At 35.6% G+C, this 23,938-nt stretch carries 24 protein-coding genes; 16 read left to right on the forward strand and 8 right to left on the reverse strand.

The features are described from left to right. Positions 1–4: 4 nt before the first annotated feature. Genes J2Y60_RS11385 through J2Y60_RS11405 form a run of 5 tightly spaced genes read right to left on the reverse strand, consistent with a single transcriptional unit; the run spans position 5 to position 7,158 of the window. Complete coding sequence (locus tag J2Y60_RS11385) at positions 5–1,240, reverse strand: lanthionine synthetase LanC family protein (RefSeq protein WP_309917667.1); 1,236 nt, start codon at positions 1,238–1,240, stop codon at positions 5–7. Positions 1,241–1,251: 11 nt separating this feature from the next. After that, positions 1,252–2,184 (reverse strand): LLM class flavin-dependent oxidoreductase, encoded by a 933-nt coding sequence (locus J2Y60_RS11390; RefSeq protein WP_309917664.1) that lies wholly within the window; start codon positions 2,182–2,184, stop codon positions 1,252–1,254. Continuing rightward, a complete protein-coding gene (locus J2Y60_RS11395; protein WP_309917661.1) occupies positions 2,181–3,410 on the reverse strand; it encodes a lanthionine synthetase LanC family protein in 1,230 nt (409 codons plus the stop codon). Before J2Y60_RS11395 ends, J2Y60_RS11390 begins: the two co-directional genes overlap by 4 nt. Before the next feature lie 13 nt (positions 3,411–3,423). Beyond that, the gene (locus J2Y60_RS11400; RefSeq protein WP_309917657.1) at positions 3,424–4,620 is read right to left on the reverse strand and encodes a lanthionine synthetase LanC family protein; all 1,197 of its coding nucleotides are present in this window, start codon (positions 4,618–4,620) and stop codon (positions 3,424–3,426) included. A 3-nt stretch (positions 4,621–4,623) separates the two neighbouring features. After that, positions 4,624–7,158 (reverse strand): TonB-dependent receptor domain-containing protein, encoded by a 2,535-nt coding sequence (locus J2Y60_RS11405; RefSeq protein WP_309917654.1) that lies wholly within the window; start codon positions 7,156–7,158, stop codon positions 4,624–4,626. A gap of 343 nt (positions 7,159–7,501) precedes the next feature. On the opposite strand from J2Y60_RS11405, the gene J2Y60_RS11410 reads away from it, so the two are divergent. The 16 genes from J2Y60_RS11410 (at position 7,502) to J2Y60_RS11485 (ending at position 22,311) form a co-directional block, all read left to right on the forward strand. Beyond that, the gene (locus tag J2Y60_RS11410) at positions 7,502–7,714 is read left to right on the forward strand and encodes a class I lanthipeptide (RefSeq protein WP_309917652.1); all 213 of its coding nucleotides are present in this window, start codon (positions 7,502–7,504) and stop codon (positions 7,712–7,714) included. An 82-nt stretch (positions 7,715–7,796) separates the two neighbouring features. Continuing rightward, on the forward strand, positions 7,797–7,991 hold the full coding sequence (locus J2Y60_RS11415; protein WP_309917650.1) for a class I lanthipeptide: 195 nt from the start codon (positions 7,797–7,799) through the stop codon (positions 7,989–7,991). A gap of 156 nt (positions 7,992–8,147) precedes the next feature. Next, on the forward strand, positions 8,148–8,348 hold the full coding sequence (locus tag J2Y60_RS11420; protein ID WP_309917648.1) for a class I lanthipeptide: 201 nt from the start codon (positions 8,148–8,150) through the stop codon (positions 8,346–8,348). Positions 8,349–8,403: 55 nt separating this feature from the next. Next, a complete protein-coding gene (locus tag J2Y60_RS11425) occupies positions 8,404–8,598 on the forward strand; it encodes a class I lanthipeptide (protein WP_309917645.1) in 195 nt (64 codons plus the stop codon). Positions 8,599–8,705: 107 nt separating this feature from the next. Next, a complete protein-coding gene (locus J2Y60_RS11430; protein WP_309917642.1) occupies positions 8,706–8,903 on the forward strand; it encodes a class I lanthipeptide in 198 nt (65 codons plus the stop codon). A 282-nt stretch (positions 8,904–9,185) separates the two neighbouring features. Further along, positions 9,186–12,350 carry a lantibiotic dehydratase gene (locus tag J2Y60_RS11435; protein ID WP_309917639.1) on the forward strand — a complete coding sequence of 1,055 codons (3,165 nt, stop codon included), beginning with the start codon at positions 9,186–9,188 and terminating at the stop codon, positions 12,348–12,350. A gap of 24 nt (positions 12,351–12,374) precedes the next feature. Next, positions 12,375–14,801, forward strand: coding sequence for a prolyl oligopeptidase family serine peptidase (locus J2Y60_RS11440; RefSeq protein ID WP_309917636.1), 2,427 nt, complete (start codon positions 12,375–12,377; stop codon positions 14,799–14,801). Positions 14,802–14,821: 20 nt separating this feature from the next. Next, positions 14,822–15,016: a hypothetical protein gene (locus J2Y60_RS11445; protein ID WP_309917633.1), complete on the forward strand. Its 195-nt coding sequence runs from the start codon at positions 14,822–14,824 to the stop codon at positions 15,014–15,016. Between the two features lie 30 nt (positions 15,017–15,046). After that, positions 15,047–15,229, forward strand: coding sequence for a hypothetical protein (locus J2Y60_RS11450; RefSeq protein WP_309917630.1), 183 nt, complete (start codon positions 15,047–15,049; stop codon positions 15,227–15,229). A gap of 60 nt (positions 15,230–15,289) precedes the next feature. Continuing rightward, complete coding sequence (locus tag J2Y60_RS11455) at positions 15,290–16,459, forward strand: radical SAM protein (protein WP_309959106.1); 1,170 nt, start codon at positions 15,290–15,292, stop codon at positions 16,457–16,459. Between the two features lie 13 nt (positions 16,460–16,472). Beyond that, entirely contained in the window at positions 16,473–18,791 is a 2,319-nt protein-coding gene (locus tag J2Y60_RS11460; protein ID WP_309917623.1) for a peptidase domain-containing ABC transporter, read from the forward strand. A 32-nt stretch (positions 18,792–18,823) separates the two neighbouring features. Next, the gene (locus J2Y60_RS11465; protein WP_309917619.1) at positions 18,824–19,546 is read left to right on the forward strand and encodes an HlyD family efflux transporter periplasmic adaptor subunit; all 723 of its coding nucleotides are present in this window, start codon (positions 18,824–18,826) and stop codon (positions 19,544–19,546) included. 90 nt (positions 19,547–19,636) lie between these two features. Further along, positions 19,637–20,419: a response regulator transcription factor gene (locus J2Y60_RS11470; RefSeq protein ID WP_309917617.1), complete on the forward strand. Its 783-nt coding sequence runs from the start codon at positions 19,637–19,639 to the stop codon at positions 20,417–20,419. 134 nt (positions 20,420–20,553) lie between these two features. Next, complete coding sequence (locus J2Y60_RS11475) at positions 20,554–21,666, forward strand: histidine kinase (protein ID WP_309917615.1); 1,113 nt, start codon at positions 20,554–20,556, stop codon at positions 21,664–21,666. A 128-nt stretch (positions 21,667–21,794) separates the two neighbouring features. Next, positions 21,795–21,917 (forward strand): hypothetical protein, encoded by a 123-nt coding sequence (locus tag J2Y60_RS11480; RefSeq protein WP_309994630.1) that lies wholly within the window; start codon positions 21,795–21,797, stop codon positions 21,915–21,917. A 34-nt stretch (positions 21,918–21,951) separates the two neighbouring features. After that, positions 21,952–22,311, forward strand: coding sequence for a hypothetical protein (locus J2Y60_RS11485; protein ID WP_309917612.1), 360 nt, complete (start codon positions 21,952–21,954; stop codon positions 22,309–22,311). Positions 22,312–22,376: 65 nt separating this feature from the next. Here the strand turns inward: J2Y60_RS11485 and J2Y60_RS11490 are convergent, their stop codons facing one another. Genes J2Y60_RS11490 through J2Y60_RS11500 form a run of 3 tightly spaced genes read right to left on the reverse strand, consistent with a single transcriptional unit; the run spans position 22,377 to position 23,900 of the window. Continuing rightward, the gene (locus J2Y60_RS11490; RefSeq protein WP_309917609.1) at positions 22,377–23,384 is read right to left on the reverse strand and encodes a HipA domain-containing protein; all 1,008 of its coding nucleotides are present in this window, start codon (positions 23,382–23,384) and stop codon (positions 22,377–22,379) included. Continuing rightward, positions 23,377–23,700, reverse strand: a complete 324-nt coding sequence (locus tag J2Y60_RS11495) for a HipA N-terminal domain-containing protein (RefSeq protein WP_309917607.1) — start codon at positions 23,698–23,700, stop codon at positions 23,377–23,379. The genes J2Y60_RS11490 and J2Y60_RS11495 overlap by 8 nt, the downstream gene beginning before the upstream one ends. Beyond that, positions 23,697–23,900, reverse strand: a complete 204-nt coding sequence (locus J2Y60_RS11500; RefSeq protein WP_309917604.1) for a helix-turn-helix domain-containing protein — start codon at positions 23,898–23,900, stop codon at positions 23,697–23,699. Before J2Y60_RS11500 ends, J2Y60_RS11495 begins: the two co-directional genes overlap by 4 nt. Between the last annotated feature and the right edge of the window lie 38 nt (positions 23,901–23,938).

Consider the following 23,938-nt stretch of genomic DNA (forward strand, 5'->3'; position numbering starts at 1 on the left):
AGGTTTAAGAAAGTAAAAATATAGCATCCCATTCCTGAGAACTATCTGCATGTAATTCAGCGATTAATACTAAAGCCGTTGCTCCAAAACCTTCTAATAACTCCCCAGCTTTATTGGTGTTGTAATACAAAAGTTCTTTTTCAAGATGTTTTAGTGTTTCGGCATACCAAAATTGAGCGGTTTGTTGATAGATAGGTAATCCCGTAATAGCGTATAGCGATTTAAAAGATTGCACCAATCCTGAAGTTCCATGACAAAAATGTGAATCTTTCATATCCGTACTTGCTTGCGAAAGTCTTTGACTTATTGACAATCCAATTTCATCCGCTAGAAGTATCCATGTGTGGTTATTAAGCAATTGCCCAGCTCGATACAATAGTATTACCTGATTCAAATCACCATAGCACCAGCCTAATCTGTTTCCATAAAAACCTTGATTGACCATCGCATCTGAAGGCTGACTATCATCGAATTTCAGAGGAAAGTACGAATATTTGTGTTGCTCAAAATCAATAGGCATCATCGTACTCAACAGAAAATCTATTCCACCTTCTACCAATGCTTTAATTTTATCTTGAGCAATACCCTTTTCATAAATTTTTAATAAAGAAAGCAATACGCCACACTGCCCATGAGATAAACTTAAGTCAATTTCATAATTATCAGCATGCATGACTTTCAAATGAGCATTGGGAAAAGTTATGCCTTTTTGTCTCATTTCCACAAGGCTTTCTATTTTATCGACAGTATGCTCTAAGCATATTTTCACAGCGTCATTGTGTGTTCTTTGGCATAAATAATTAACTGCTCCACTTGATCCATACAAGTAATCTGTAGATTTATTATCGAGTAATTTAACGATACCATCACAGACTAACTCATCAAAAAATGATAGATATTCGTCATATTCTATTTCAATCGTTTCATTTTTTTTCAAGATGTTCATCACCATTCCCAATCCTGAAGCTCCATAAGCCAATGGTGCTGTCAGTAAGTGTGGCGTAGAAACATCGTTGATTTCAGAAATAATCGTTTCTAAAATATCTATCAATTTATCTCCCCATCTTTCTTCGTGTTGATATTTATATAAATAGGAGGCATACAAGAGGCTACCTATGGAACCAGATAGAAGAGAATGGTTGTTAAAAGTAGTATCATAAAGGGCATCTGAAATGCGATTAAGCAAAGATTCTTCTGCAGTTAGCTCTTTTTCTATGGATAATTCAAGTAAATCTATCATTGGATGAGGGGTTAATTCAAATGAAATAATTCACTGATAAATTGTAGAGACTCAATTCTATCAGTAAGATTATGAGAGGGATTCATTAAAATAATTTCATCAATACCAAACATTTCGTGTTGCTTAGATATTTCATCAAAAAACTTATTTGGACATCCTATCGTGTGCCTTTCTGGAGTCATGTTCTGAGCTTTGATGATTTTCTGTGCCTTGTGTGATGTTTTCGAGCAAAAACCAGAAATAGAGAGGTTTATTTTGGGTAAACGACCATGTTTTGCCAAATACTGTTCTCTAAAAATGTGTAATTCGTCTAGTCTCGATTCTTTATCAGACCCCGGGTGGAAGATAGACCTAGAAAAATTTGCGCCTAATTCTAAGGCTTTATCAAGACTTTTATACGATGACCCTAGCATCCATAAATCAGGAATGGCTCCTTTGTAAGGAGGAATCACCACGCCTGTTCCATTCTTATAAATTTCATCTTCATCAACGAGGTAATGAAAAAGGTTTTTTATTTTTTCAGGAATTGTTTCCAACATCGTATTATTATCAACGTCTACTCGCTGTTCGACACACTGTATGGCAAAAGGGTTCACTACGCTTCTGGCAACACCCAAATCTATTCTTCCTGGGAAAAGATTAGATAATAACTTAAACTGCGTAGCTACATGATAAGGATTGTGAATACCAATCAATACGCCCGCAGCGCCTATTTTAATATTCTTGGTAATACCAGCCAAAATGGGTATCATAGGTTGTGGATTGCTCCACGCCAATAATGCATTTGGGTCATGATGCTCAGAAATCCAGAACCTAGAAAACCCCAAATCGTCAGCTGAAGAGGCATATTCAATAACATCTTCAATAATTGAAAGGCTGTTGATATTCTTTGCCCTATACCCGAAGTCGAGCACGCCAAATGATATTTTTTTTGTTGTGGTCATAGTAATAAGAGGTTATCCCATTTCAATTCTTCTTCTGAAATATGCGATAGTAATGATAGCCCAATTCCCATCGCTCCATCAATCAAATGTCCAGCACTTTCAACATAACTATTATTAGTTTGGGCTTCGGTAATGTAATCGAATGTCTGCTGAATCCAATAGTTATGAGCGCTTAAATAGGCATCATTCCCCGAACGTTCAGCGATTCGCTTATAGATATGAGCCACTCCTGATGTACCATGACAGAAGTAAGGATTCTTTAATTTAGTCTGCTCAGGTGTTTTTCTCAACATGGATGCCAATCCAACTTCTTCGGCAATATTGATATAAGATTGATTCTTAAACGCCTTCCCTGCGGTGTATAGCAATAATATTTGGTTTAAATCACCATTGCACCAACCTAAAATAGCATGATAATACAGCTGATTTTTTTCTGAATCAATAGGTGATTGCTCATCGATACAGGTTGGGAAAAAGCTATAATGTCCTTTGGCAAAATCAATAGGTCTTTTGCAGGACAAAAGAAAATGAATACCTTCATTAACAATCGTATAAATCTTTGACTGACATATTCCTAGACGGTAGATTTCTAATAAAACCAAGGCGATGCCACAAAAACCATGATTAAGATTAAGCACGGTATCATCTAAACGAGGCTTTGCAGTAGAGCTAAAAGTATTGATATAACGCAACCCTTTATCGTCTCGAATAGCTACTTTCCAGAGGGCATCAACGATGGTTTCAAGGTATTTTTCGATAGCAGGATTTGCTAGTGTTCGTTGTGAGAGGTAGTAAACGGCTGCCATTGGTCCTAGCATAAACCCCACATTTCCTTGTTGTATTTCCTGCAAAGCAGTATTATACAGCACACTATCAAAAGCGGCAAGTTCTTTTTCAAGCTCCAAATCAAATATTTCATCTCGCTTTAATTGATTGATGACTAACCCAAAACCGGTAAAGCCTGTCGATAATAAATGAATGTTTTGTGCTTTAATTTGACCTGTCAATAAATGGTTGGCAGATTTTTCAATCAACTTAATGGCTTTCATACCATGATTGATGTCATTAGTATATTTGAACGCATAAGAATAGAAAAGGGCTTTCCCAATGTTGCCTCTGAAAAGCGAAAACTTATCACTTTTGTCTGCTTCAATAAGTCCCAAAATATCTTCTAAATGGTGCTCAATAAGATCAATATCTGTTTCTATTTCAAATGAAGTATGCATATTTTCGGAGTGTTTAGAGTAACCAAATTAATTTATCCATTTTGGGAGCATCATCACAAACAGTTTGAATAAAAGCACAACCAATGCCTGCTATTCCTTGTAGAAAACCAACGTTGGTGGCAAGGTACATTCTGTTCAAATGAGGTAAAAAACCTGCTGTTGAATCGGCAGCAGTATCTTGTCCGTATTCAATGGCTCTTTGTTGCCAGTAATGAGCAGTTGCTAGAAAAACGTTGTCACCTGTAAGCCTGAATATCTTGTTATAAATCATAGCGTTACCGGAGGCACCATACAATAAGCCAGCATCACGAACCCCTGTTTGTTCAAGGGAACTACGTAAGATAGAGTTTCTTAAAATGCTCATTGCTTTGGTATAAATAACATCATTGCTTAAAATTTGCCCAACTCTTAGAAGTCCGTAACATACTCCCAAATCTCCATAGCATAAACTCAATCGTGAAATACCGTTTGCTTGCCCAACAATATCGTCGAAATAATAACCTTGTTTTTCAAAATCTTTTGCTTGAGCCAATAGGAAATGACTTCCCTTTAACATCATTTCAGCACACAAAGCAGGCAAAATATTATGTTCGTACGAATTGGCTAAAAGTGCCAAAATCGCTCCCATCCCGTGACTAATGCCTGTATAAACTACCCCGTTTGGGTCTGTTAACTTAGATTTCCAAAACCAGTTGCCGTCTGAATCAATGTTCTTTTTTTGATAAAGACCATGTACCAACTTTTCAAGATAGGGTACTACTTTATCTGTATTTTTTAAACGAAAACTATAATAGTTTCCTGCCACTAATGCGCCAGAAAAAGGATCAAAATCTTCTCTTTCTATCGCATGTTCAAGGTGATTAAGAAGTACCTCGTCAATGCTTTCAAGGATTTCAGCTGCTTCAAAATCAAACCAATTTGCCGTTTGAGTAAACTCTATGAACATGCCAAACTCAGCTAAATCCTTTTCAAAAAAATGACCTTCAAATTTTTCGTTTCTCAGTTCATCAAAGGCTTGTGAGAATAAAAGTTCGGCTTTTTCAGCATACGCATTGTCGGCTGTTAAGTGTCCATAATAAAGATAGAAGATTGCTATACCAAGCCTCCCGTTTCCATAACCAAAGCCTTTTATTTGATTTTCGTCTAAGGCTAAACATGTGGCGATATCTTCTATTTTTTGCTTTACCGAATATCTTTTTACTGGTGCCATCGCTTAGTCTTTTATATTCACTCGTCCTTGTTCTTCTTGAGTTACAGTACTTCTTTGTCGAGCAGCTTTGATTTTGTTACTACCAAATTTGTAAGTAAACGAAGCCCTAACAATTTGGCTTTGCCAGTGATTGGTACTGCTTGAGGCAAGCCCTGGTAGACGAGAAGTATAATATCCGCGAGCAGTTCTGAAAATATCGTCAAAGCTGATTTTTAAAATGGCTTTTTTCTCTGAAAAGCTTTTGCTAAATCCCATATCTGCTTGATATTGAGAATTTTGAACCATTACGCCATAGGCAAGAGCCGATAGATAATTGCCTGATAATCTAAATGTCCAGTTATTAGGCAAAGTAAAACTATTGTAGATCGTAGCCATATAATAAGGTTTTGCATTACTAATTTCTTGTCCTGCTAATGTGGTTTTATAAGATCCATAGAATCCACCTGCGTAGGTATCGATGGTCCACCAATTTGTCACACTTTGTGAGGCACTAAAATTTACACCGTAGAAGTTTCCAGAAGCAATGTTTTCCATTCTGTTTAATACAATTCTATTATCGGTACTTTCTCTTCTCATTACTTCAAGCGGTAAATCAACAGTATTTTCATAGGTAATGCTAGTGGTATAAGTCCCTTTGAAAGTATGACTCAACTCTACGGCAGTAGTATAAGAGGGTTTCAAATATGGATTGCCTTGTTGGTAACTGTAACGATCAGAAATGAAAATAAAAGGGTTTAAATCTTCATAAGTTGGGCGACCGATTCTGCGACTATAAGAAAGCGATAGACTATGATTATCGTTGATGGCATCCATGATAGAAAAACTAGGGAAAAACTGGGTATAGTTTCTATCAACCACAGTATTGGTTGTGATAGAATTACCCGAAGAAATAGTTTGTTCTACCCTAAGGCCTACTTGAAGTTGGTATTTACTAAAAGATGTTGAATAGTTTACATACCCCGCATGAATGCGTTCGCTGTATTTAAAATGATTCGATCGACTAGCATCATTTTGCCAAACCTGATTAGTATTAATCTCGAATTGAGCATTATTGTCTGTTACAACGTCACTCATTTTAATTCCCATTTCTAGTTTCGCATTTTGACTTAGAGGATGAATATAGTCAACTTTTCCAGCTACGATATCTACATTGATAGGTAATGTATTACGCAGAAGCAGTGGGCTGTAGATTTCGCCTTCATTACTTTTTAGGTAATTATTGATGGTACTGTTTGCTTCTCTGGCGAAAGTAGAATAGTCAAAATCAGCCGAAATTTCCTGACCAGTTTTGGCATCAAAGATATGCTTGAAGTTGGTGTTAAAATTGAGTCTATGGTTCTTACTAGTTTCGTCTTGACTGTTTAAATTAGTGACTTCCAGCGTTTTCCCTTCTTTTAAAATTAAGGTCTTGGCATCGTCATGATCTGTACGGGCCGACATAAAGCCATTGGTCAAAAAGCCTATCGTGGTTTTTTTATTCAAAAACCAATCCATCCCCAATTTAAAGCTCTGACTGTTAGATTTATACGTTAGCAAATTTTGGTTTTCATGGCGATAATTAAGGATTTTATCACTGCTATCATAATACTCGTCAAAACCTGTATTTTCAGAAAAAGAGCGATTAGTAGAGGCGGCTAATGAACCATATAAATTGACTTTTTCAGTTCTATTATTCAGGACAAGGCTTGTATTACCCCGTCCGTAATCATTTTCATGGTACCAACCACTATATCCGCCACCAATAGAGAACGAGCCGTTTGTGCCTAAAGATTGTCCTTTTTTAGTAATGATATTGATAATTCCAGAGGTACCAGCAGCATCATATTTAGCAGAGGGATTGGTAATAATTTCAATCTTAGAAATCTCATCGGCGGGCATACTTTTTAACAATGCGTTAGCATCAGATTGTGAAAGGTTCGTCATTCTGCCGTCAATCATAATCTTTACGCCAGATCTACCTTTGAGTAAAATATTTTCGCTGGCTGGGTCCAAAAAAATCATCGGTGCTTTCCCTAGTAACTCAAGGGTATTATTACCGGCTGTTAAACCACTATTTTCAACATTGAATATTATTTTGTCAGATTGTTGTTCGATTAGTGGCTTTTTAGATTTTACGACCACTTCGTTCAACAGCTTGCTATCGAGCTTCATTTCAATAGGCACTAATTTTATGTCTGAGTTATTTTCATCAATATTGAAAGCAACTGCCGTTTGCTGATAACCAATCATAGAAATTGAAATTAAATATTGGTTCAACGGCAGGCTTTCAACATTAAATGCGCCATCTGAAGCAGTTACTACCCCTTTTACAAAGGTTGAGTCTTTAGCTTTACAAACTTTAATTGTAGCAAAAGGGATAGGTTGTTTTTTTTCATCTAATAAAATCCCAGACGCCTTGCCACCGCCAGCAGGAGGGGTAGAAGTAGCAAAGGTTGCTTTTGTAGCATTATATGAAATTTCTGTCTGAGAATACAGTTCATTACAACTCATGAAGGCTATAACAATTAGCCATTTTGAATACCTGATGTTCCTTTTCATAATTTGTTTTATTTAAGAGTTCCTAATTATCAACCTGTTAGATAAATTTTTCTTTTGTTGATTTTGATACATCAAAACAAGTAATAGAAAAGCGGTATAAGAATTTTTTTAGACCAATTAGGCTAAGACTTTAGACGAAGACGAGATTATATGGAGAAAATAAGACGAAATATGTTTTGGAGACTGACTATTCCCTAAAATGCCTTGATTTACAAAAGATTCGTCGGAATAAATGATGCTTTAGTCGAATTAGTTTTCGATAGCCCCTTCAAGTATTCAATTTTGACTCAACGATGTCGACAGTCGTCTTATTTATTTCTAATCTTTTAATTATTCAAACAGCATGAAAAAGAAACAAATTTCAACAGGAAAGAAGTTAAACCTCGACAAAGAAACTCTTTCAAAATTGAGTGATGATCAATTGAACAAAATCGACGGTGGTGTGACTATCGGAAGCTTAACTTGTGGTAAGTCTGAACAAGATGATGATGAAATGTCATGTCTTGCTTGTTCTTGTAACGGAGCTGCCGCACCTGCACAAGCTGCTAAAGAATAGTTTAAAGCATTGTGTAAGCAATATCCTGATTCTTGGGTATTGCTTATACTGCTAATGTTTCACTCCAAAACGTTCAATCATCATGAAAAAGAAGCAAATCACATTTGAGAGAAAGCTATCGTTGGACAAAAGCATTATTAGTAAGCTTGATGCCACCCAAATGGATGCCCTTGTTGGTGGAAGTGTAAACACTGCTACCTGTGTGGATGCCGTTGCTGAAGAACTCGAAGCAAAATCTTGTAAGGCATGTTCATGTAACAGTCCTACGAAATATTAAAAAATACCTGAGTATCTAAACAAAATTCGTTTGCTGTTAAGAATAAAATATTGAAAATCAATGCTGTGCATTTGATTTCAACCTTAGGTAACTGTCTAAACCAACGCTGTTTGGATACTTTTTTATTGATTCTAACAACATTTAACAATTGAAATCATGAAAAAGAAACAAATAACCTTCGATAAAAAATTATCGCTTGATAAAAGCATCATTGGCAAGCTAGACATTCAACAAATGGATGCGATTGTGGGTGGTAGCGAAAATACAGCGACGTGTGTGTACAAAGAAGCTGCTGATGACAACGAGTTGGCAGCACAATCTTGCAAGGCTTGTTCTTGTAATGGTCCAAAACCATAATACCACTACAGTACACTTAGATTAAATTCTATTTAACTATTTCAAATAAAAAATCATGAAAAAGAAGCAAATAACCTTTGATAAAAAACTATCGCTTGACAGAGAAATTGTGGGCAAATTAGATGCTCAACAAATGGACGCCATTGCAGGTGGAAGTGTAAATACTGCTACTTGTATTGGGCATCCTCCAAAAGAAGCATTGGAAGCTGAAGCTGCAAAATCTTGTGATGCTTGTTCTTGTAATCACTAAAAAAAGTTACACTGTATGATGGCTACTATTCGGTATAGTATTCAGGATAGTAGCTACTCGAAAAACCTTTAACCATCATTCTTTCAATTTTCTAAACAAAAATCACTATGAAAAAGAAACAAATAACCTTCGACAAAAAATTATCCCTTGATCGTCAAATCGTAAGCAAATTAGATGCTATGCAAATGGATGCTCTTGTAGGTGGAAGTGTAAACACTGCTACTTGTATTCATACACCAAAGCCAAAGGATGCTTTTGAAGAGATAAACGAGAGTAAATCTTGTGATGCCTGTTCTTGTAATTAAGGCTTTATCATTTCCGAAAAACCTATTTAACAATTGAAATTATCTAAACCATGAAGTGTTCGTAATGGATATTAATTCAAGGTATTGATTACGAATTATTTAAAATTAAAACCTCTAAATATAAAAAAGCCAAACCTTTTGGAGAAGGCCTGGCTTAGAATAACGAATGTTGGTTATCGGCTATCTCGACAATGCCAATAACAGGAGTCGTCTTTCTTTTAATTATTCAAGCGTAATGTTACCTATTTTTCTTATAAAAACAAATTATAAACGCGCAGTATTATGCAGAATTTTGAAGCACACGACTTTTATTTACTCCGAACTCCACTATTGTCGGTAGATAAATTGATGGAATTCAATGATAAAATTATTCATGGAAGCAAGGAAGCCCTTGAAGAAAACCTACGTGAGTTGTTCTCAGAGGCTATTCTACAGGAAGCGATTTATATTGCCTCACCAGATTTTTATGCTGAATTCAAAAAATGGTTTGATGGTGTAAATCAAAATCCGAGTGACGTTCGTAAAATTCTGTTGTCACTTTACAAATATTATGTGCGCATGAGTACCCGTTGTACGCCCTATGGCTTATTTGCAGGTTGTACAATTGGTGATATTCAAGACTCGACTGATATTCGGTTTGCCGAAAACGCTAAGTTTAGGAAAAGCTCAAGATTAGACATGAATTATGTGGAAGAAGTAGCAAAGTTGATTGTTAATCGTGAAGAGATTCGCCATCAACTTTTGTTCTTCACCAATAGTAGTATCTATCAAGTGGCTGATGCCTATCGTTATGCTGAATGTCGTGTTCAACATAAAAAACGTTCTTGTTTCTTAACGTCTGTGGCTTTTTCGGAATACCTTGAAAGTATTCTTACAAAAGCAAAAAATGGAGCTAGGTTATCAGAATTAGCACAAAGCATTGTTTCAAACGAAGTAAATTATAACGAAGCAATTGCCTTTGTTGAAGACATGATTGATGCTCAGATATTAGTAAGTGAATTGGAACCTACCACCACAGGAGATGAGTTCTTTGATGTTTTGATGGCCCGTATGGTCACTTTACAAGGCACAGCGGAAATATCCAAGCATCTTCAACAAATAAAAAGATTATTATTAATCCAAGATAATTCTGTTTCAAAATACCATGAAATTGAAAGGATTATCTCAGAGAATTTTGTAAAAACATCTAGCAAGGATTTAATACAGACTGATTTGTTTTATGAAACGCTTAATAATTCAATCGGTAAAACGGTGACGAAACAACTATCAAGTTCACTTGAAAAGCTATTTTTGTGGACTCGAAAAAATAATGGAGCAGATTTAGAGAGTTTCAAAAAACGTTTTTATGCCCGTTATGAAGAAGAAGAAGTACCTTTATTGTTGGCACTTGATGGAGAAACAGGAGTAGGGTATGGCGCTGTTTTTGGAGGGCAAGCCGACAATGCACCCTTAGTAGATGATTTACGGATTCAAGGGAGAGCAAGGGAACAAACTACCAATTGGGAAGACATTGATAGAATAAAATTTAGCAAGTTTTTACAGGCAAAGCAGGAGGGAAGTACTACTATAATGCTTACTGACAAGGATTTTGAGCCATTTTTGGCGATAAAAGACGGTATAAAGCTACCTGACAGCTTTTATGCTTTTGGTTCTGTATTGGCTCCATCAGCAGAGGCAATTGATACTGGGAATTTTAAATTTTTGATGTCTGTGGCTTCAGGGCCATCGGCTGGAAACCTTTTTGCTCGTTTTTGTCATGGTGATGAAAAAATCACAGCTAAAGTAAAGGAGTGTTTGGAATACGAAGAACAACATAATCCAGAGGCTATTTATGCAGAAGTGGTACACCTGCCAGAGGCTAGAATAGGGAATATTTTGATGAGACCAGCCATTCGAAAATATGAAATTCCGTTTTTGGGCAATGCCTCTGTAGAAAAACCTTTTCAAATTGCCTTAGATGATTTGATGGTCTCAGTACCTTATGGCAGAAAAGTGGTTTTGCGTTCAAAAAAACTGAATAAGGAAGTGATTCCACGCCTTACAACGGCACATAATTATTCACGAGGTTTGGGGATTTATAAATTTCTATGTGATTTACAAGGATATGGGCTAAATAGCACTGTTAGCTGGGACTGGGGAATATTAAATGAACAAACATTTCTACCGCGTGTAGAATATAAAAATATAATCGTTAGCAAGGCTAAATGGAAACTATATGCAGAACTACATCCAGCTTTAGCAGGAAAAAATCTGCCTGATAGAACTTTTTGGGACAATCTGCAAAAAGACCTTAATATTCCTCGCTACGTAGTTTTGACTGAAGGAGATAATGAGCTCTTGATAGATTTTGAGAGTGAGACCTCACTACAAATTCTACATCATAAGATTTTAAAGAAAGGAATGGCTACGCTAAGTGAGTTTCTGTCAAGCCCTGATAATTGTTTTATCCAAGATAAAAACGGAAAGTATAGTAACGAAATGTTACTTGCCTTCAAAACACTTCACGTTAAAAAGAGAGAAATGATTCCAAAGCGTATAGATAGTAACGTTCGAAGAATTTTTGTGCCGGGCAGTGAATGGTTTTATGTTAAAATCTATACTGGGACAAAGTCAATTGAGAAGATTTTGACAAAAATTGTTAAACCGCTTTGTGAAGAATTGGTGAATGATGGTGTAATAGACAAATGGTTTTTTCTCAGATTTAAAGATACTGACGAGCACCTTCGTTTGAGATTCCACAATGGAAAAAATGCCCAGTTTTGGCAATATATTCTTACGCTATTACATGAAAAACTAGCGCCATATATAGATCAGAAAATAGTAAACAGTATTCAGATTGATACGTATAAGCGTGAAATTGAACGGTATGGAGATACGACGATAGAACAATGTGAACAGCTTTTTTATCATGATAGTCAAGCCATTGTCAATTTTATAGATTTACTGGATGGAAGCGATGAAGGAGAAAAATACCGCTATTTATTTGGGCTATATGGCGTAAATGCCCTGTTGGATGATTTTGAATTTAGTCTTACGCAAAAAGCCGAATTACTAAAGAATCTACAAGCAGGTTTCTTTCAGGAATTTAATGGCAACAATGCCTTAAATGTTCAGTTGAACGATAAATATAGGCTTCAAACTTCAGCAATAAACCAACTGATGAATGGGAATGAATTTGATGAAGGAGTAGCCGATGCGATAGCCATTTTTAAAGAACGTTCTGCCGAAAATAGAAAAATTGTAGCGGAAATAAGGGAAATTCAAGCAAATCAAACTAGCGTTATGACCTTTCAGGAGATGTTGCCTAGCCTAATACACATGTATTTGAATCGCTTGTTTATTTCCAAACAACGCCTGCATGAACTAGTAATCTATCATTATTTAGATAAGTATTATAAATCTCAGATTGCTCGAAAAAAACAACATACTGTATTGATTAATAGCTAATTGTATCACTAAACTATTAGAATAATGAAAAAGTTAATCTTAATATTTACCATCATCATCAGCACGATGGTTTGTATGGGTCAGGAGAGCGTGTATCAGCATCCCCCACAAGCTATTGAAGATTTATTGTTAGGAAAAATTACCCCAACAGTCAGAACTAACTCTAAAGGGAACGTTTTGCTTATTTTAGAAAACAATGCCTTGCCGACGGTTGCAGAATTGGCTGAGCCTGAAATCAGAGTGGCTGGGATGAGGATTAATCCCAAAAGTAATTCACCAAGCAGGATTCGCTTTGCAACAGCAATTAAAATCCTGTTTATTGATACTAAAGTAGAAGTTGAGGTAAAAAACTTACCTAAAAATCCATTGATTGCTAATATCAAATGGTCGCCTGATGAAACAAAGTTTGCTTTTACGCATAACAGACCTGACGGTGTAGAGCTTTGGTATGTGGATATGCAAACCTTGGACGCTCACAGGATTGAAAAAATTACGGTTAATTCAGTATTCGATTCGCCCTATGAGTGGCTGAATGACAGCAAAAATATTATGGTGCTGACGGTTCCTTCAAGAATGGATCCGCCAACAAAACTAAATATCGTAAAAGGGCCAGTAATACAAGAAAGTAACGGACAAAAGAGTGCTTCGCGTACTTATCAAGATTTATTGAAAAGCCCATACGACCAAGCCGTATTTGACTATTATGGTGAATCTCAGATTGTTAAGACTGACCTTGTAAAGGGAAAGATATTAAAAATAGGAAGGGTAGCTGTTTATAAAAACATCAGCGTATCTCCCGATGGTACTTGTCTAATGACTAAAAAAGTGCAACGTCCGTACTCTTATACGTTACCGATGTACAGGTTCCCTGAGAAAGTAGATATATGGCTTACGAAAGACGGCAGTTTTTTGAAAAATATAGCAGATATTCCTTTGCAAGAGAATATTCCTATTGGGTATGATGCCGTAACCGAACTTCCTAGAGGGCATGCTTGGCGACCAGACGTGAAGGCTTCATTGTGGTGGTTGGAAGCACAGGATGGTGGTGACCCAAAACGAGTAACAGATGTTAGGGATAAAATGTATTCGTGGAGTTATCCATTTGAGGGCAATCCTGATGAAGTGCTGACATCAAAATATAGGGTTAGTTACATGTCGTGGGGTAACGAGAAATTTGCGATGACCTCGGAATACTGGAATGCTACTCGTCGATATATTAGTCGGGTGATTGACCCATCTCTTAAAAAAGAACTTCGTCTTTTGTATGATATTTCAGCGGAAGATATTTATAATCAACCCGGTAATCCAGAAGTACTAAGAAACAAATTTGGGAAATTTACGATGGCTATTTCAGCCAATGATGAGATATTGACTTTTGGAGCAGGAGCAACGCCAGAAGGAAATAGACCTTTTATCGATCAGGTAAACTTAGCTACTGGCGAAACCAAAAGACTATGGCAATGCGATAAAAACCACTATGAATATGCCATTTCTGTCTTGAATAGAGACAAAATGCAATTCCTTACCCGACGAGAATCCCTAACTGAAAACCCTAATTATTATATTCGAGATTTGTCGACAGATTCATCTTTTATTACACCATTAACCAATTTTGAACATCCATATCCACAGCTTAAAAATGTACAAAAAAAGGTATTGAAATATAAACGTTCCGACGGTATAGATTTGACGGCTGAGCTTTATTTACCTGCTGACTATAAGCCTGCACGTGGACCTTTGCCTACGCTTATGTGGGCTTATCCAGAGGAATATAAATCAAAAGAGGGGGCAAGCCAGCAAAATATTTCGTCTAATGAATTTGTCCGATTGCCCATTCTTTCGCCCATCTATTTTGTTACGCAGGGCTACGCCGTGTTGGATAATGTGAAAATTCCCATCATTGGCGAAGAAGGAAAAGAAGCAAACGATACTTTTATCGAGCAGATTACGGAAAGCGCCAAAGCTGCCATTAACGAAGGAGTACGTTTAGGAGTGGTAGACTCCAGCAAAGTGGCTATTGGTGGGCATTCATACGGTGCTTTTATGACAGCTAACCTATTAACGCATACCAACTTATTTAAAGCAGGTTTTGCTTGTAGTGGTGCTTATAACAGAACGCTTACGCCCTTTGGTTTTCAGACGGAGGAACGAAATTATTGGCAAAGTCCAGCGATGTATAATACTATCTCGCCCTTCCAAAATGCTAATAAAATGAAGCACGCATTATTGCTTTTTCATGGGGATGCTGATAATAACCCTGGGACATTTACCCTACAAAGTGAACGATATTTTTTAGCCTTGAAAGGGCTAGGAGCGACGACAAGGTATGTTAATCTACCACATGAATCACATGGTTATCGTGGTAAAGAGAACCTTCTTCAAGTATATGCAGAAATCAATAACTGGTTTCAAAAATATGTAGTAAAAAACGAATTTTCAATTAATAAATAACCGTTTAAACAGGAAATATTATGAGACAAACAGTTGGAAACCTAATAGAGAAGATGCTTAACAGACCGAAAAATGCAGAACCGATTGAGTTCTTGACAGATGAAATGTCGCTGCAGGTGCGTGGTGGAGACCGAGAATATACACCCATGTACGATGATAAATCTAAGGATATTGACTGGGGAAGAGCAGCAATTTTACTCGATAATTTAAAATAAGGTATTCACCAAGTTAAATAATATCATAACATGGCAAAGAAAAAATTTTTCATCAAAAAGGATGAAAAAGATGCTAAAAAGAAGGCATTAGAACATTTTAATACTGAAGAAAACCAGATTATTTCTGAGGATGTTTTAGGTGGTTTTCGTCAATATGGAGGTAAAAATCCAGATCCTACAGAGCCACCACCAGCAGCACCGCCAGCAGAATAGTAATTTTAATTAACGTATCAGTTAGCTATGAGAGATAAATCCATTTGCAAAGTGTTGATTATGAGAGTTGCCAGCCGTTGCAACCTAAATTGTACTTATTGTTATATGTACAATGTGGGGGATGAGTCTTTCAAAAGTCAACCTAAATTCATGAGTATTGATACAGTTGATAAAGTTATTGAACAAGTCGGATTGCATTGTGAAACAAATGATTTAAAGACGTTTGAATTTATATTTCACGGTGGTGAGCCTATGCTTATTTCAAAGGAATTTTATAAATACTTTGTAGCACAAGCAAAAGAAAAGCTTCCTATCCAGACTAAGCTTTTTTTTGCTATCCAAACCAATGGAATATTGTTGTCTGAAGAATGGTGCAAAGTATTTAGTGAACTAAAAATTGAGATAGGTATCAGCATTGATGGTTATGAAGAGAGCCATGATAAATATAGAATAAACCACAGTGGGAATGGCTCATTTCATTCAGTCATGCAAGGGTTTAAGGTTGCCTCTGAGTCGGCTTATCTTCATAAGATCCCTGGAGTTTTGTCGGTCATTAATATTCAGTCAGATGCAGAAAAATTCTTTTATTTTTTGAAAGAATATAAGGTTCAATTAATCGATTTTTTATTACCTGACTGCTCTTATGAAAAACTTCCTCTGGGTTATGCGGATGGTATAAATGATAGGACACTATACGCAGATTGGTTGATTATTCTTTTTGATTTGTGGTTCTCTGATAATACCAATGGACCACAGATTATCTTTTTTGAACAACTCGTGAAAATCATCATTGGTATTGATGAGGGCTTTGAATACATTGGAAATAGAAAAGCTGAATTTTTAACCATTGAAACCGATGGTTCTATTGAGGTAACAGGCTCTTTTAAAGTTTGTGGTGATGGCTTTACCAAAAAGGGTTATAACATTCATACACATACGTTAGAGGAATCTTTGGAAGATGACCTTGCACAAAGATATATCAATGGCCATGACAACTTATGTTCAAAATGCCAAGCTTGTCCGATTGTGGAAGTATGTGGGGGAGGGTTCGTGGCTCATCGCTATAGCAAACATAACGGTTTTGATAATCCTTCAGTGTACTGTCTGGATTTAATGAAATTGATTACTCATGTTCAGAACAAAGTACTTGATTACCTGCCTATTGAATTTGTTGAGGAGAGCGAGCTTACTTATCTGTCATTTGAAGAATTAAAGTATAATAACATTTAAAAAACTTGAACTTATGATAGCCAGCAGCAAATATAAATTTTATCGTCAGCTCGACTATATGGACTGCGGACCTACTTGCCTCAAGATGATATCAGCTTATTATGGTGTTGATTATCCGCTTGATTTCCTTAGAGCTAACTCTTTTATTACACGCCAAGGAGTCAGTCTTTTAGGAATTAGTGAGGCAGCCGAAAAAATTGGATTCAAAACCCTCGGAGCTAAACTTTCTTACGAGCAATTGTTTGACGAAGTACCCAAGCCTTGTATTCTTCACTGGAATCAAGAGCATTTTGTGGTGCTTTATGATATGAAACGCCCTAACTTTAAGTTACCCTTTTCTAAAAATAATTCGGATAGGATTTTATTAGGAGACCCAGCCCACGGTTTAGTGTGGCTTGATAAGGAAAACTTTATGAAATCGTGGGTCAGTACTTCCGACAATAAAGGAGTGAGCTTACTATTAGAACCGACTAATCAATTCTACGAAACTGTTGAGGAAAAACAAAAGGAGTCGATGGGATTCAAGTTCCTGTTTCAATACATGACTCCCTACAAAAAATACTTGGTTCAAATTATCCTTGGAATGCTGTTCGGCAGTTTACTGTCAATGATTTTCCCTTTCTTGACACAAAGCATGGTAGATTACGGTATTCAGCGGCAAAATCACCAATTTATAAAACTGATATTAATTTCCCAACTACTTCTCTTTCTGGGTGGTATGGCCGTTGATATGATTCGAAATTGGATTTTGTTACACATCAATGCTCGGATGAGTGTGTCTATTATTTCCAATTTTTTACTAAAACTAATGAGATTACCCATTAGTTATTTTGAATCAAAAAATACGGGAGATATTTCTCAGCGGATTAATGACCACCATAGGATAGAGTCTTTCTTGACGGGTTCAACCCTTCAGACATTATTCTCGTTTATTAACCTCATTATTTTCTCGATAATATTAGGGATTTATAGTACCTCTATATTAGTTGTTTTTGCAGCTGGGAGTGTTGCTTCAATTATTTGGGTTGTACTTTTTTTAGAAAAACGCAAAGATTTAGACTATAAACGATTTCAGAGTTTAAGAGAAAATCAGAATAGTATCTATGAATTGATTACGGGTATGCAGGAAATAAAATTGAATAACTGCGAAAAAGCGCGTAGATGGGAATGGGAAAGAATCCAAGCTAAATTATTCAAAATCAATATCAAAAGCTTGTCTCTTGAACAATATCAAGAAGTAGGTTCAACGTTTCTGACCCAGCTAAAAAATATCATTATCTCGTATATGGTGGCATCAGAAGTAATGAACAACCATATTACTTTAGGGGTAATGCTTAGTATTTCTTATATTATTGGACAGTTGAATGCCCCTCTTACACAGATTATTAAATTTATGAGAAGCGTTCAGGATGCCCAAATAAGCTTGGACCGATTGGCAGAAATTCATAATCGCCCCGATGAAGAGGCAGATGAAGAGCAATTGATGGGTAAAATATTTTCAAGCGAGCTTGATGATAGTTTTGAAGATCAAACGTATTTCATAGAAGAAATTAGCGAAGGCAAAATTTTAAATGGAATGATTAACGCTCGAAAAGGAATAACCCTTGAAGATGTTTCATTTAGGTATGGAAGTTCGCAAAGCCCTTTGATTCTCAAAAACCTTAATTTACATATTCCCGCAGGAAAAGTAACTGCCATCGTGGGTGCAAGCGGTAGTGGAAAAACTACGCTATTGAAGTTGTTATTGAAATTTTACCCACCAAACAATGGCAAAATATTGGTGAATGGCAACGATTTGAACGATTTGTCGGCACGTGAATGGAGAAAAAAATGTGGGACTGTGATGCAAGATGGCTATATTTTTTCAGATACTATTACCCGAAACATTGCGGTAGATGGAGAAAAAATTGACGAGAAGAAATTGATAAATGCCGTCAGAGTGGCCAATATTCAAGACTATTTACGCAAACTTCCTTTGGGTTTTACCACCAAAATTGGTAGCACAGGTTCGGGGCTTAGTGGCGGACAAAAACAACGTATTTTCATTGCTAGAGCTGTTTATAAAAATCCAACTTACTTATTTTTTGATGAAGCTACCAGTGCTTTGGATGCCAACAATGAAAATATTATCATGGAGAACCTAGAAAAATTCTTTCATGGTAGAACCGTCGTCGTCATTGCTCATAGACTAAGTACCGTAAAAAATGCCGACCAGATAATTGTCATGGAAAATGGCGAAATTAGAGAAAAAGGAACCCATGTAGAGCTAGCCTCACAAAAGGGGTATTATTATGAGTTAGTCAAAAATCAATTAGACTTAGAAACAGCATAGCAATAATATTTATCATAAACTATTAATTAACCATGCCAGAGCAAAGTAGCAGTTTCGAACTCAGGAGCGAAGAGATTCAAGAAATTATCGGGCTTGTTCCACATTGGATTGTTAGATGGGGTATTACTGTCTTATTCTCAATCCTGTTTGTATTCATTCTTACTTCATATTGGGTTAGTTATCCAGATGTTGCTCAGGCAAACGCCCTGATAACAACAACGATACAACCTAAAAAAGTATCATGGATGGCAACGCCACCATTGGAGTATAAATTGACTGTCGTTGATTCTCAGATTGTTAAAAAAGGAGATACATTATTTATTGAAAATAATGTACAGACCAATGAGAAATTTTATGAAGTATCTACTGTAGCAGGACGTGTGATAATACTAAGGGCTACTGACAATAACCCTAATAAATCAACCATCATAGTAACGCCTGCTATGTCTAGTTATCGTGTACAATTGTCATTACCCATAAAAGGCGTTGGGCAGATTAAAGTAGGGCAACGGGTACAAATAAAACTAGACCCCTATCCTGTTAATGAATTTGGCTATTTAGAAGGGAAGATAACCGCCGTAGTGCCGTATGCTATTGATAACAATTATAGAGCATCTGTTGAACTAACGAACGGGATGAATACTACCAATGGAAAAAAAATTCCGCTTCAATATTACCTTATCGGAACAGCAGAAGTGATGCTAGATGAAAAAAGTTTATTGAGTCGTTTTACTGGAGGAAATTTTAATAGATAGCAAGATGGCACACGGATTCTCAATTAATAAAGTATTTTTTGCATTTAACACCTATTATTGCTATATTTGATTATTATTCCATAAATAGTTATGCAAAATTTATTAACCTGTTTAATTGTTGATGACGAGCTCTTAGCACAAGAACTCATTGAAAAATTTGTAAATAGAATTCCATATTTACAATGTGTGGGAAAGTGTTTTACAGCAATGGATGCACTTGTGATGATTAATGAAAAAAAGCCAGATATTATTTTTTTAGACATTAATATGCCAGAAATGACTGGATTAGAATTTTTAAAATCACTTACCAATACTCGTCCACAGATTATTATTACTACTGCTTACTCTTATCATGCTATAGAAGGTTACGAACACGATGTGGCTGATTTCTTATTAAAACCTTTTCCATTTGATAGATTCTTAAAGGCAATCAATAAGATTCAGCAACGGATGATTGATAAGAAAAACAATGCCACTGTTGCTCCTGAGCCTAAAGAAGCCACTGTTTCTTTGGAAGGCAAAGACATTAACAAAGAGGAATCAGAAGAAGAAACATATCTTTTAGTAAAGCAAGATAAAAAGCTCGTGAAAATTTATCCCCATGAAATTATTTTCATTGAAGGGATGAAGGATTATCTGAAGATACATACCAAAACAAAGTTTATCGTCATATACATGACGATGACCCGTATTGAACAATTATTACCTAAATCAAAATTTTTACGCATCAATCGTTCTTTTATTATTTCCTTAGCAGCCATGAAAAGTATTGAAGGCAACATGATTGAAATGTCTAACGATAGGAAGCTAGATATTGGTAGTAGCTATCGAGAGAGCCTGAAAGAATACTTTAAAAGCAAAACCTTGATTTAGTAGAAGGTTTATGATAACTTGGTATTTATCAAGAAAACATTTGACGGTCGATTTTATTAATACAAGCCAGAAAATTATTTTTCTCAACTTGTATTGACGAAATCGACTTGTTTATTTTATATCCATTATACAAGATGAATAAAAGTTTTTTAGACAAAGCAAAAGTATATTTTTCACTCTATTCCCCCTCGGCACGTATCTGGACTCATGTAATATTTTGGGTTATTACTGCCCTTATTCTCTCTAGTTTTGGCTTTAATCTTGCTGGATGGGAATATCCTAAAGCGGCCTTAGTACATACTGTTTTCTTGGTTGTTAAATCAATGTTTGCTTATTATATAATTGCCTATCTATTGCTCCCGCTTGTCATGAAAGGGAATAGATGGGTTCTTTTTTTGATAGGAATAGGCATTATGTTCTTTCTAGACTCGGTAATTTCCTATTATATGTTTGAGACCGTTAGTAATAATTTTGAGACTTCACTTTATTATAAGCGATATGCCAACATGATTAATGAAGGCGGATTGATGGGGTCAATTCTTTTCTCTAAATTATTTTTTATCCATATATACAATGAAACATTACCGATTCTCCCCCCGCTGATTGTAAAATTCGTCAAAATAATTATTGCTTCTCGTAACAAAACGATTTCACTACAGCGTGATAACCTCAACCTTGAACTGAACTTCTTAAAATCGCAGGTTAATCCTCATTTCCTTTTTAATGTACTCAATAGTATATACTCACTTATCGTTGAAAAAGACGAGACCGCTGCCAATATTATAGTAAGATTGTCGGGACTAATGCGTTATACACTTTATGAAACAGAGAGCGAAAAAGTATCTTTAAAACGTGAGGTAGAATTTATTCAACAGTATACCGAACTAGAGCGGATTCGTTTTCAAAGTAGGGTGAATATCACACTTACGATGGATGGTGATTTTGGTAATTATCAAGTTCCCCCACTGATTTTTATTTCATTTGTAGAAAATGCATTCAAACATGGGGTGAGTAATACTGGGAAGGCTTCGTGGGTAAAAATTGATTTTAGGATGAAAAAATCAACCGTCATTCTCAGTGTTGAAAATAGCAAACCGACTCATATCATGCACGAAGAAGTACAAGGAGGAATAGGGTTGTTTAATGTCAAAAAAAGGCTAGAATTACTTTATCCAGATAAGTATAAGTTATTAATAGAAAACAAAAAACAAACTTTTTTTGTCGAGCTACAACTAGAATTGGTCTAGTTTGTCTTCCTTTAATACCTACTTTATCTAAGCAAGTACCTAGTTGCTCTAATTTTTTTCATTGCTTTTGCGGTTTTGTGTTATTTAGTGTCATCATTAAATATATAACCTTTCAAACAGCAAAAACTATGAAAAATTCAAAACTAAATCTTGCAAAAAAAACTGTTTCTACCCTTAATAATAATCATTATTCAAATATCAATTTACACTTTAAGTCAGGAAGTACTACTATTACTATCGTGACAAGATGATAGAAAACTTACTCTTTTAAATTTTAATTACAGAATGGACAGCTACGGAATCCTATACGAAAATACAATTTTAGAAAACCAATTGATAGACTATCTTGACAGGATAACCTTCCTAAAAAGAGAATGGTCTGGTTCATTTGATGATGTAGAGAAATTCCTGCATGAAAAGCCTGTGGATTTATTATTTATTAGTGTTGAAAGTCCACCTCAAGAGATGATTGTATTATTAGAAAAATTAGCTTTTTCTAATAATACAATCGTTATTTCATCTCCGAAGGCCTTGCCAAATTTTGAAAAAACGTTAACGCCATGCATTATAGAATACATCATTCGTCCGCTAACGTTTGAATTAGTTGTTAGTGCTATCATGAAATATTCTATGAAATATGACTGATAATTATCACAACTATCCATAAATAGTATAAATATCCTTGAATATTAGCATGATTGTGTTAATTTTTAGTGCTTTGAATACAGATAGTTTAAGCGCCTTAATTTATTAAAATATAAATTAGTGTAAACTATTTTACTCTCTTCTGACAGAAACGAATGTTTAATGAGCTGATGAATAAGCGGATAATCTTTTTGAAAAAAAGTGATGATTTGCTTCGCTCGTTTTTCATTTATTCCAATTTTACTACTGAAACACATGAAATCGTCATAAGTATAAAAGGCATTTTCTTTAAAAGATTCTGTTTCAAAATCATCCGAGAATAAACCGTCGGCTGTTGCCATATCGTCATCATTCACATGTAAACGAGTACAAAGCAAATCATAGGCTGGAGCTAGAATCATATCTCCATTAAGGCTTTCTATCAATGAAAAATTCTTCAAGTGAGCATCCCCGTTAGAAAACAGGTAATTGAATAATACTAAGCGGAAAAACTTTTCCATCTCAATTGAGTAAGCCACTACATATTTTTTCACGAGCATTGCCATCTCTTCATAACTACCCTCATATTTCATTGAGCTTCCACCTTTAATACTTGATTTTCCAGCTAACGTGGCAAAATCTTCTACTATCAATTTAGTAGTATCCGAATGATAATCAAATCGTTTGGTCAGATAAGCAGGTTGATTATCAGGGAAAAACATCATTGTGTTTTCTGCTGTTTCTATTTTGTAAACCTGTCTGGCTATTTGCATTGTCAGGTGTTCATTCGCTGGAATTTCTTCAATTGCTTTAAAACGACTACTAGGAATTGGTTTTAAAATATACTGTCCATGCTCACTAACTTCAACCAAGCGAAGCTTATGCTTATCTAACAAGAGAGATACTTTTTCCTGAACCCCCGAAATAGAAATTCGTTGAATTTTAAAGGTACTTTCGGCTGGTGAATTTAAAGAAAAGGGTAGATAATGACTTATTTTTTTACCATTAAAAAGGCGTCGTAAGGCCAACGGAGAAAAGGAATCAAATCCTTCTTTGAGGGTAGAGGGGCAATATTTTAAATCTAAATTATTCATAAATAGGAATAACGGTTATAGCTCCTATAGTATCATATTGAGCGGTGGCAAGTAATAATCCAAAAAAATCATTTTGATCAATCTTTAGTAAACGGCAAAGTGTTGCTTTGTTTGCTCCTTCAGGGAGCATATTAAAAAAAACTGGAAAAAGAGTAGGATGGTGATACACTTGTTGGCTTTTGGGCATAGTCATACTTATAGGTCTGAACGTCGAATGTAGGAAGTAATCATCCTCATATCTAAATACAAATCCGTTTTTATCTTCTGCTAAAATTCCCGCAGGAGTTCCTTTAAAATAAACCTTTGCCTTTCTCATAGTTTTACATTCAGTTGTAATTCCATCCCTAATACTTCTGCTAATTTCAACAATGTTTCTAAAGATGGATTTCCTTCTCCGCGTTCAATTGATACAATTGTTCGCAAAGCAACAGCCGAGATTTCTGCTAAGTCTTCTTGGCGTATCTTTAATACTTTACGCCTGTTTTTTATTTGTTCTCCTAAAGTTTGCTTATCCATTTGTGCATCATAATGCGTTTATTAGTATAAAAATACAA

This window comes from Arcicella sp. BE140 (genome assembly GCF_031456255.1).
Taxonomy (GTDB): Bacteria; Bacteroidota; Bacteroidia; order Cytophagales; family Spirosomataceae; genus Arcicella; species Arcicella aquatica.

What these genes read in the sequence shown, in the direction of transcription:
- J2Y60_RS11490 (WP_309917609.1), bottom strand. Translation starts at nt 23,384, where the DNA reads ATGAATAATTTAGATTTAAAATATTGCCCCTCTACCCTCAAAGAAGGA.
- J2Y60_RS11445 (WP_309917633.1), top strand. Translation starts at nt 14,822, where the DNA reads ATGAGACAAACAGTTGGAAACCTAATAGAGAAGATGCTTAACAGACCG.
- J2Y60_RS11500 (WP_309917604.1), bottom strand. Translation starts at nt 23,900, where the DNA reads ATGGATAAGCAAACTTTAGGAGAACAAATAAAAAACAGGCGTAAAGTA.
- J2Y60_RS11395 (WP_309917661.1), bottom strand. Translation starts at nt 3,410, where the DNA reads ATGCATACTTCATTTGAAATAGAAACAGATATTGATCTTATTGAGCAC.
- J2Y60_RS11400 (WP_309917657.1), bottom strand. Translation starts at nt 4,620, where the DNA reads ATGGCACCAGTAAAAAGATATTCGGTAAAGCAAAAAATAGAAGATATC.
- J2Y60_RS11495 (WP_309917607.1), bottom strand. Translation starts at nt 23,700, where the DNA reads ATGAGAAAGGCAAAGGTTTATTTTAAAGGAACTCCTGCGGGAATTTTA.
- J2Y60_RS11435 (WP_309917639.1), top strand. Translation starts at nt 9,186, where the DNA reads ATGCAGAATTTTGAAGCACACGACTTTTATTTACTCCGAACTCCACTA.
- J2Y60_RS11450 (WP_309917630.1), top strand. Translation starts at nt 15,047, where the DNA reads ATGGCAAAGAAAAAATTTTTCATCAAAAAGGATGAAAAAGATGCTAAA.
- J2Y60_RS11390 (WP_309917664.1), bottom strand. Translation starts at nt 2,184, where the DNA reads ATGACCACAACAAAAAAAATATCATTTGGCGTGCTCGACTTCGGGTAT.
- J2Y60_RS11430 (WP_309917642.1), top strand. Translation starts at nt 8,706, where the DNA reads ATGAAAAAGAAACAAATAACCTTCGACAAAAAATTATCCCTTGATCGT.
- J2Y60_RS11415 (WP_309917650.1), top strand. Translation starts at nt 7,797, where the DNA reads ATGAAAAAGAAGCAAATCACATTTGAGAGAAAGCTATCGTTGGACAAA.
- J2Y60_RS11420 (WP_309917648.1), top strand. Translation starts at nt 8,148, where the DNA reads ATGAAAAAGAAACAAATAACCTTCGATAAAAAATTATCGCTTGATAAA.
- J2Y60_RS11440 (WP_309917636.1), top strand. Translation starts at nt 12,375, where the DNA reads ATGAAAAAGTTAATCTTAATATTTACCATCATCATCAGCACGATGGTT.
- J2Y60_RS11465 (WP_309917619.1), top strand. Translation starts at nt 18,824, where the DNA reads ATGCCAGAGCAAAGTAGCAGTTTCGAACTCAGGAGCGAAGAGATTCAA.
- J2Y60_RS11410 (WP_309917652.1), top strand. Translation starts at nt 7,502, where the DNA reads ATGAAAAAGAAACAAATTTCAACAGGAAAGAAGTTAAACCTCGACAAA.
- J2Y60_RS11425 (WP_309917645.1), top strand. Translation starts at nt 8,404, where the DNA reads ATGAAAAAGAAGCAAATAACCTTTGATAAAAAACTATCGCTTGACAGA.
- J2Y60_RS11460 (WP_309917623.1), top strand. Translation starts at nt 16,473, where the DNA reads ATGATAGCCAGCAGCAAATATAAATTTTATCGTCAGCTCGACTATATG.
- J2Y60_RS11405 (WP_309917654.1), bottom strand. Translation starts at nt 7,158, where the DNA reads ATGAAAAGGAACATCAGGTATTCAAAATGGCTAATTGTTATAGCCTTC.
- J2Y60_RS11485 (WP_309917612.1), top strand. Translation starts at nt 21,952, where the DNA reads ATGGACAGCTACGGAATCCTATACGAAAATACAATTTTAGAAAACCAA.
- J2Y60_RS11480 (WP_309994630.1), top strand. Translation starts at nt 21,795, where the DNA reads ATGAAAAATTCAAAACTAAATCTTGCAAAAAAAACTGTTTCTACCCTT.
- J2Y60_RS11470 (WP_309917617.1), top strand. Translation starts at nt 19,637, where the DNA reads ATGCAAAATTTATTAACCTGTTTAATTGTTGATGACGAGCTCTTAGCA.
- J2Y60_RS11475 (WP_309917615.1), top strand. Translation starts at nt 20,554, where the DNA reads ATGAATAAAAGTTTTTTAGACAAAGCAAAAGTATATTTTTCACTCTAT.
- J2Y60_RS11455 (WP_309959106.1), top strand. Translation starts at nt 15,290, where the DNA reads ATGAGAGTTGCCAGCCGTTGCAACCTAAATTGTACTTATTGTTATATG.
- J2Y60_RS11385 (WP_309917667.1), bottom strand. Translation starts at nt 1,240, where the DNA reads ATGATAGATTTACTTGAATTATCCATAGAAAAAGAGCTAACTGCAGAA.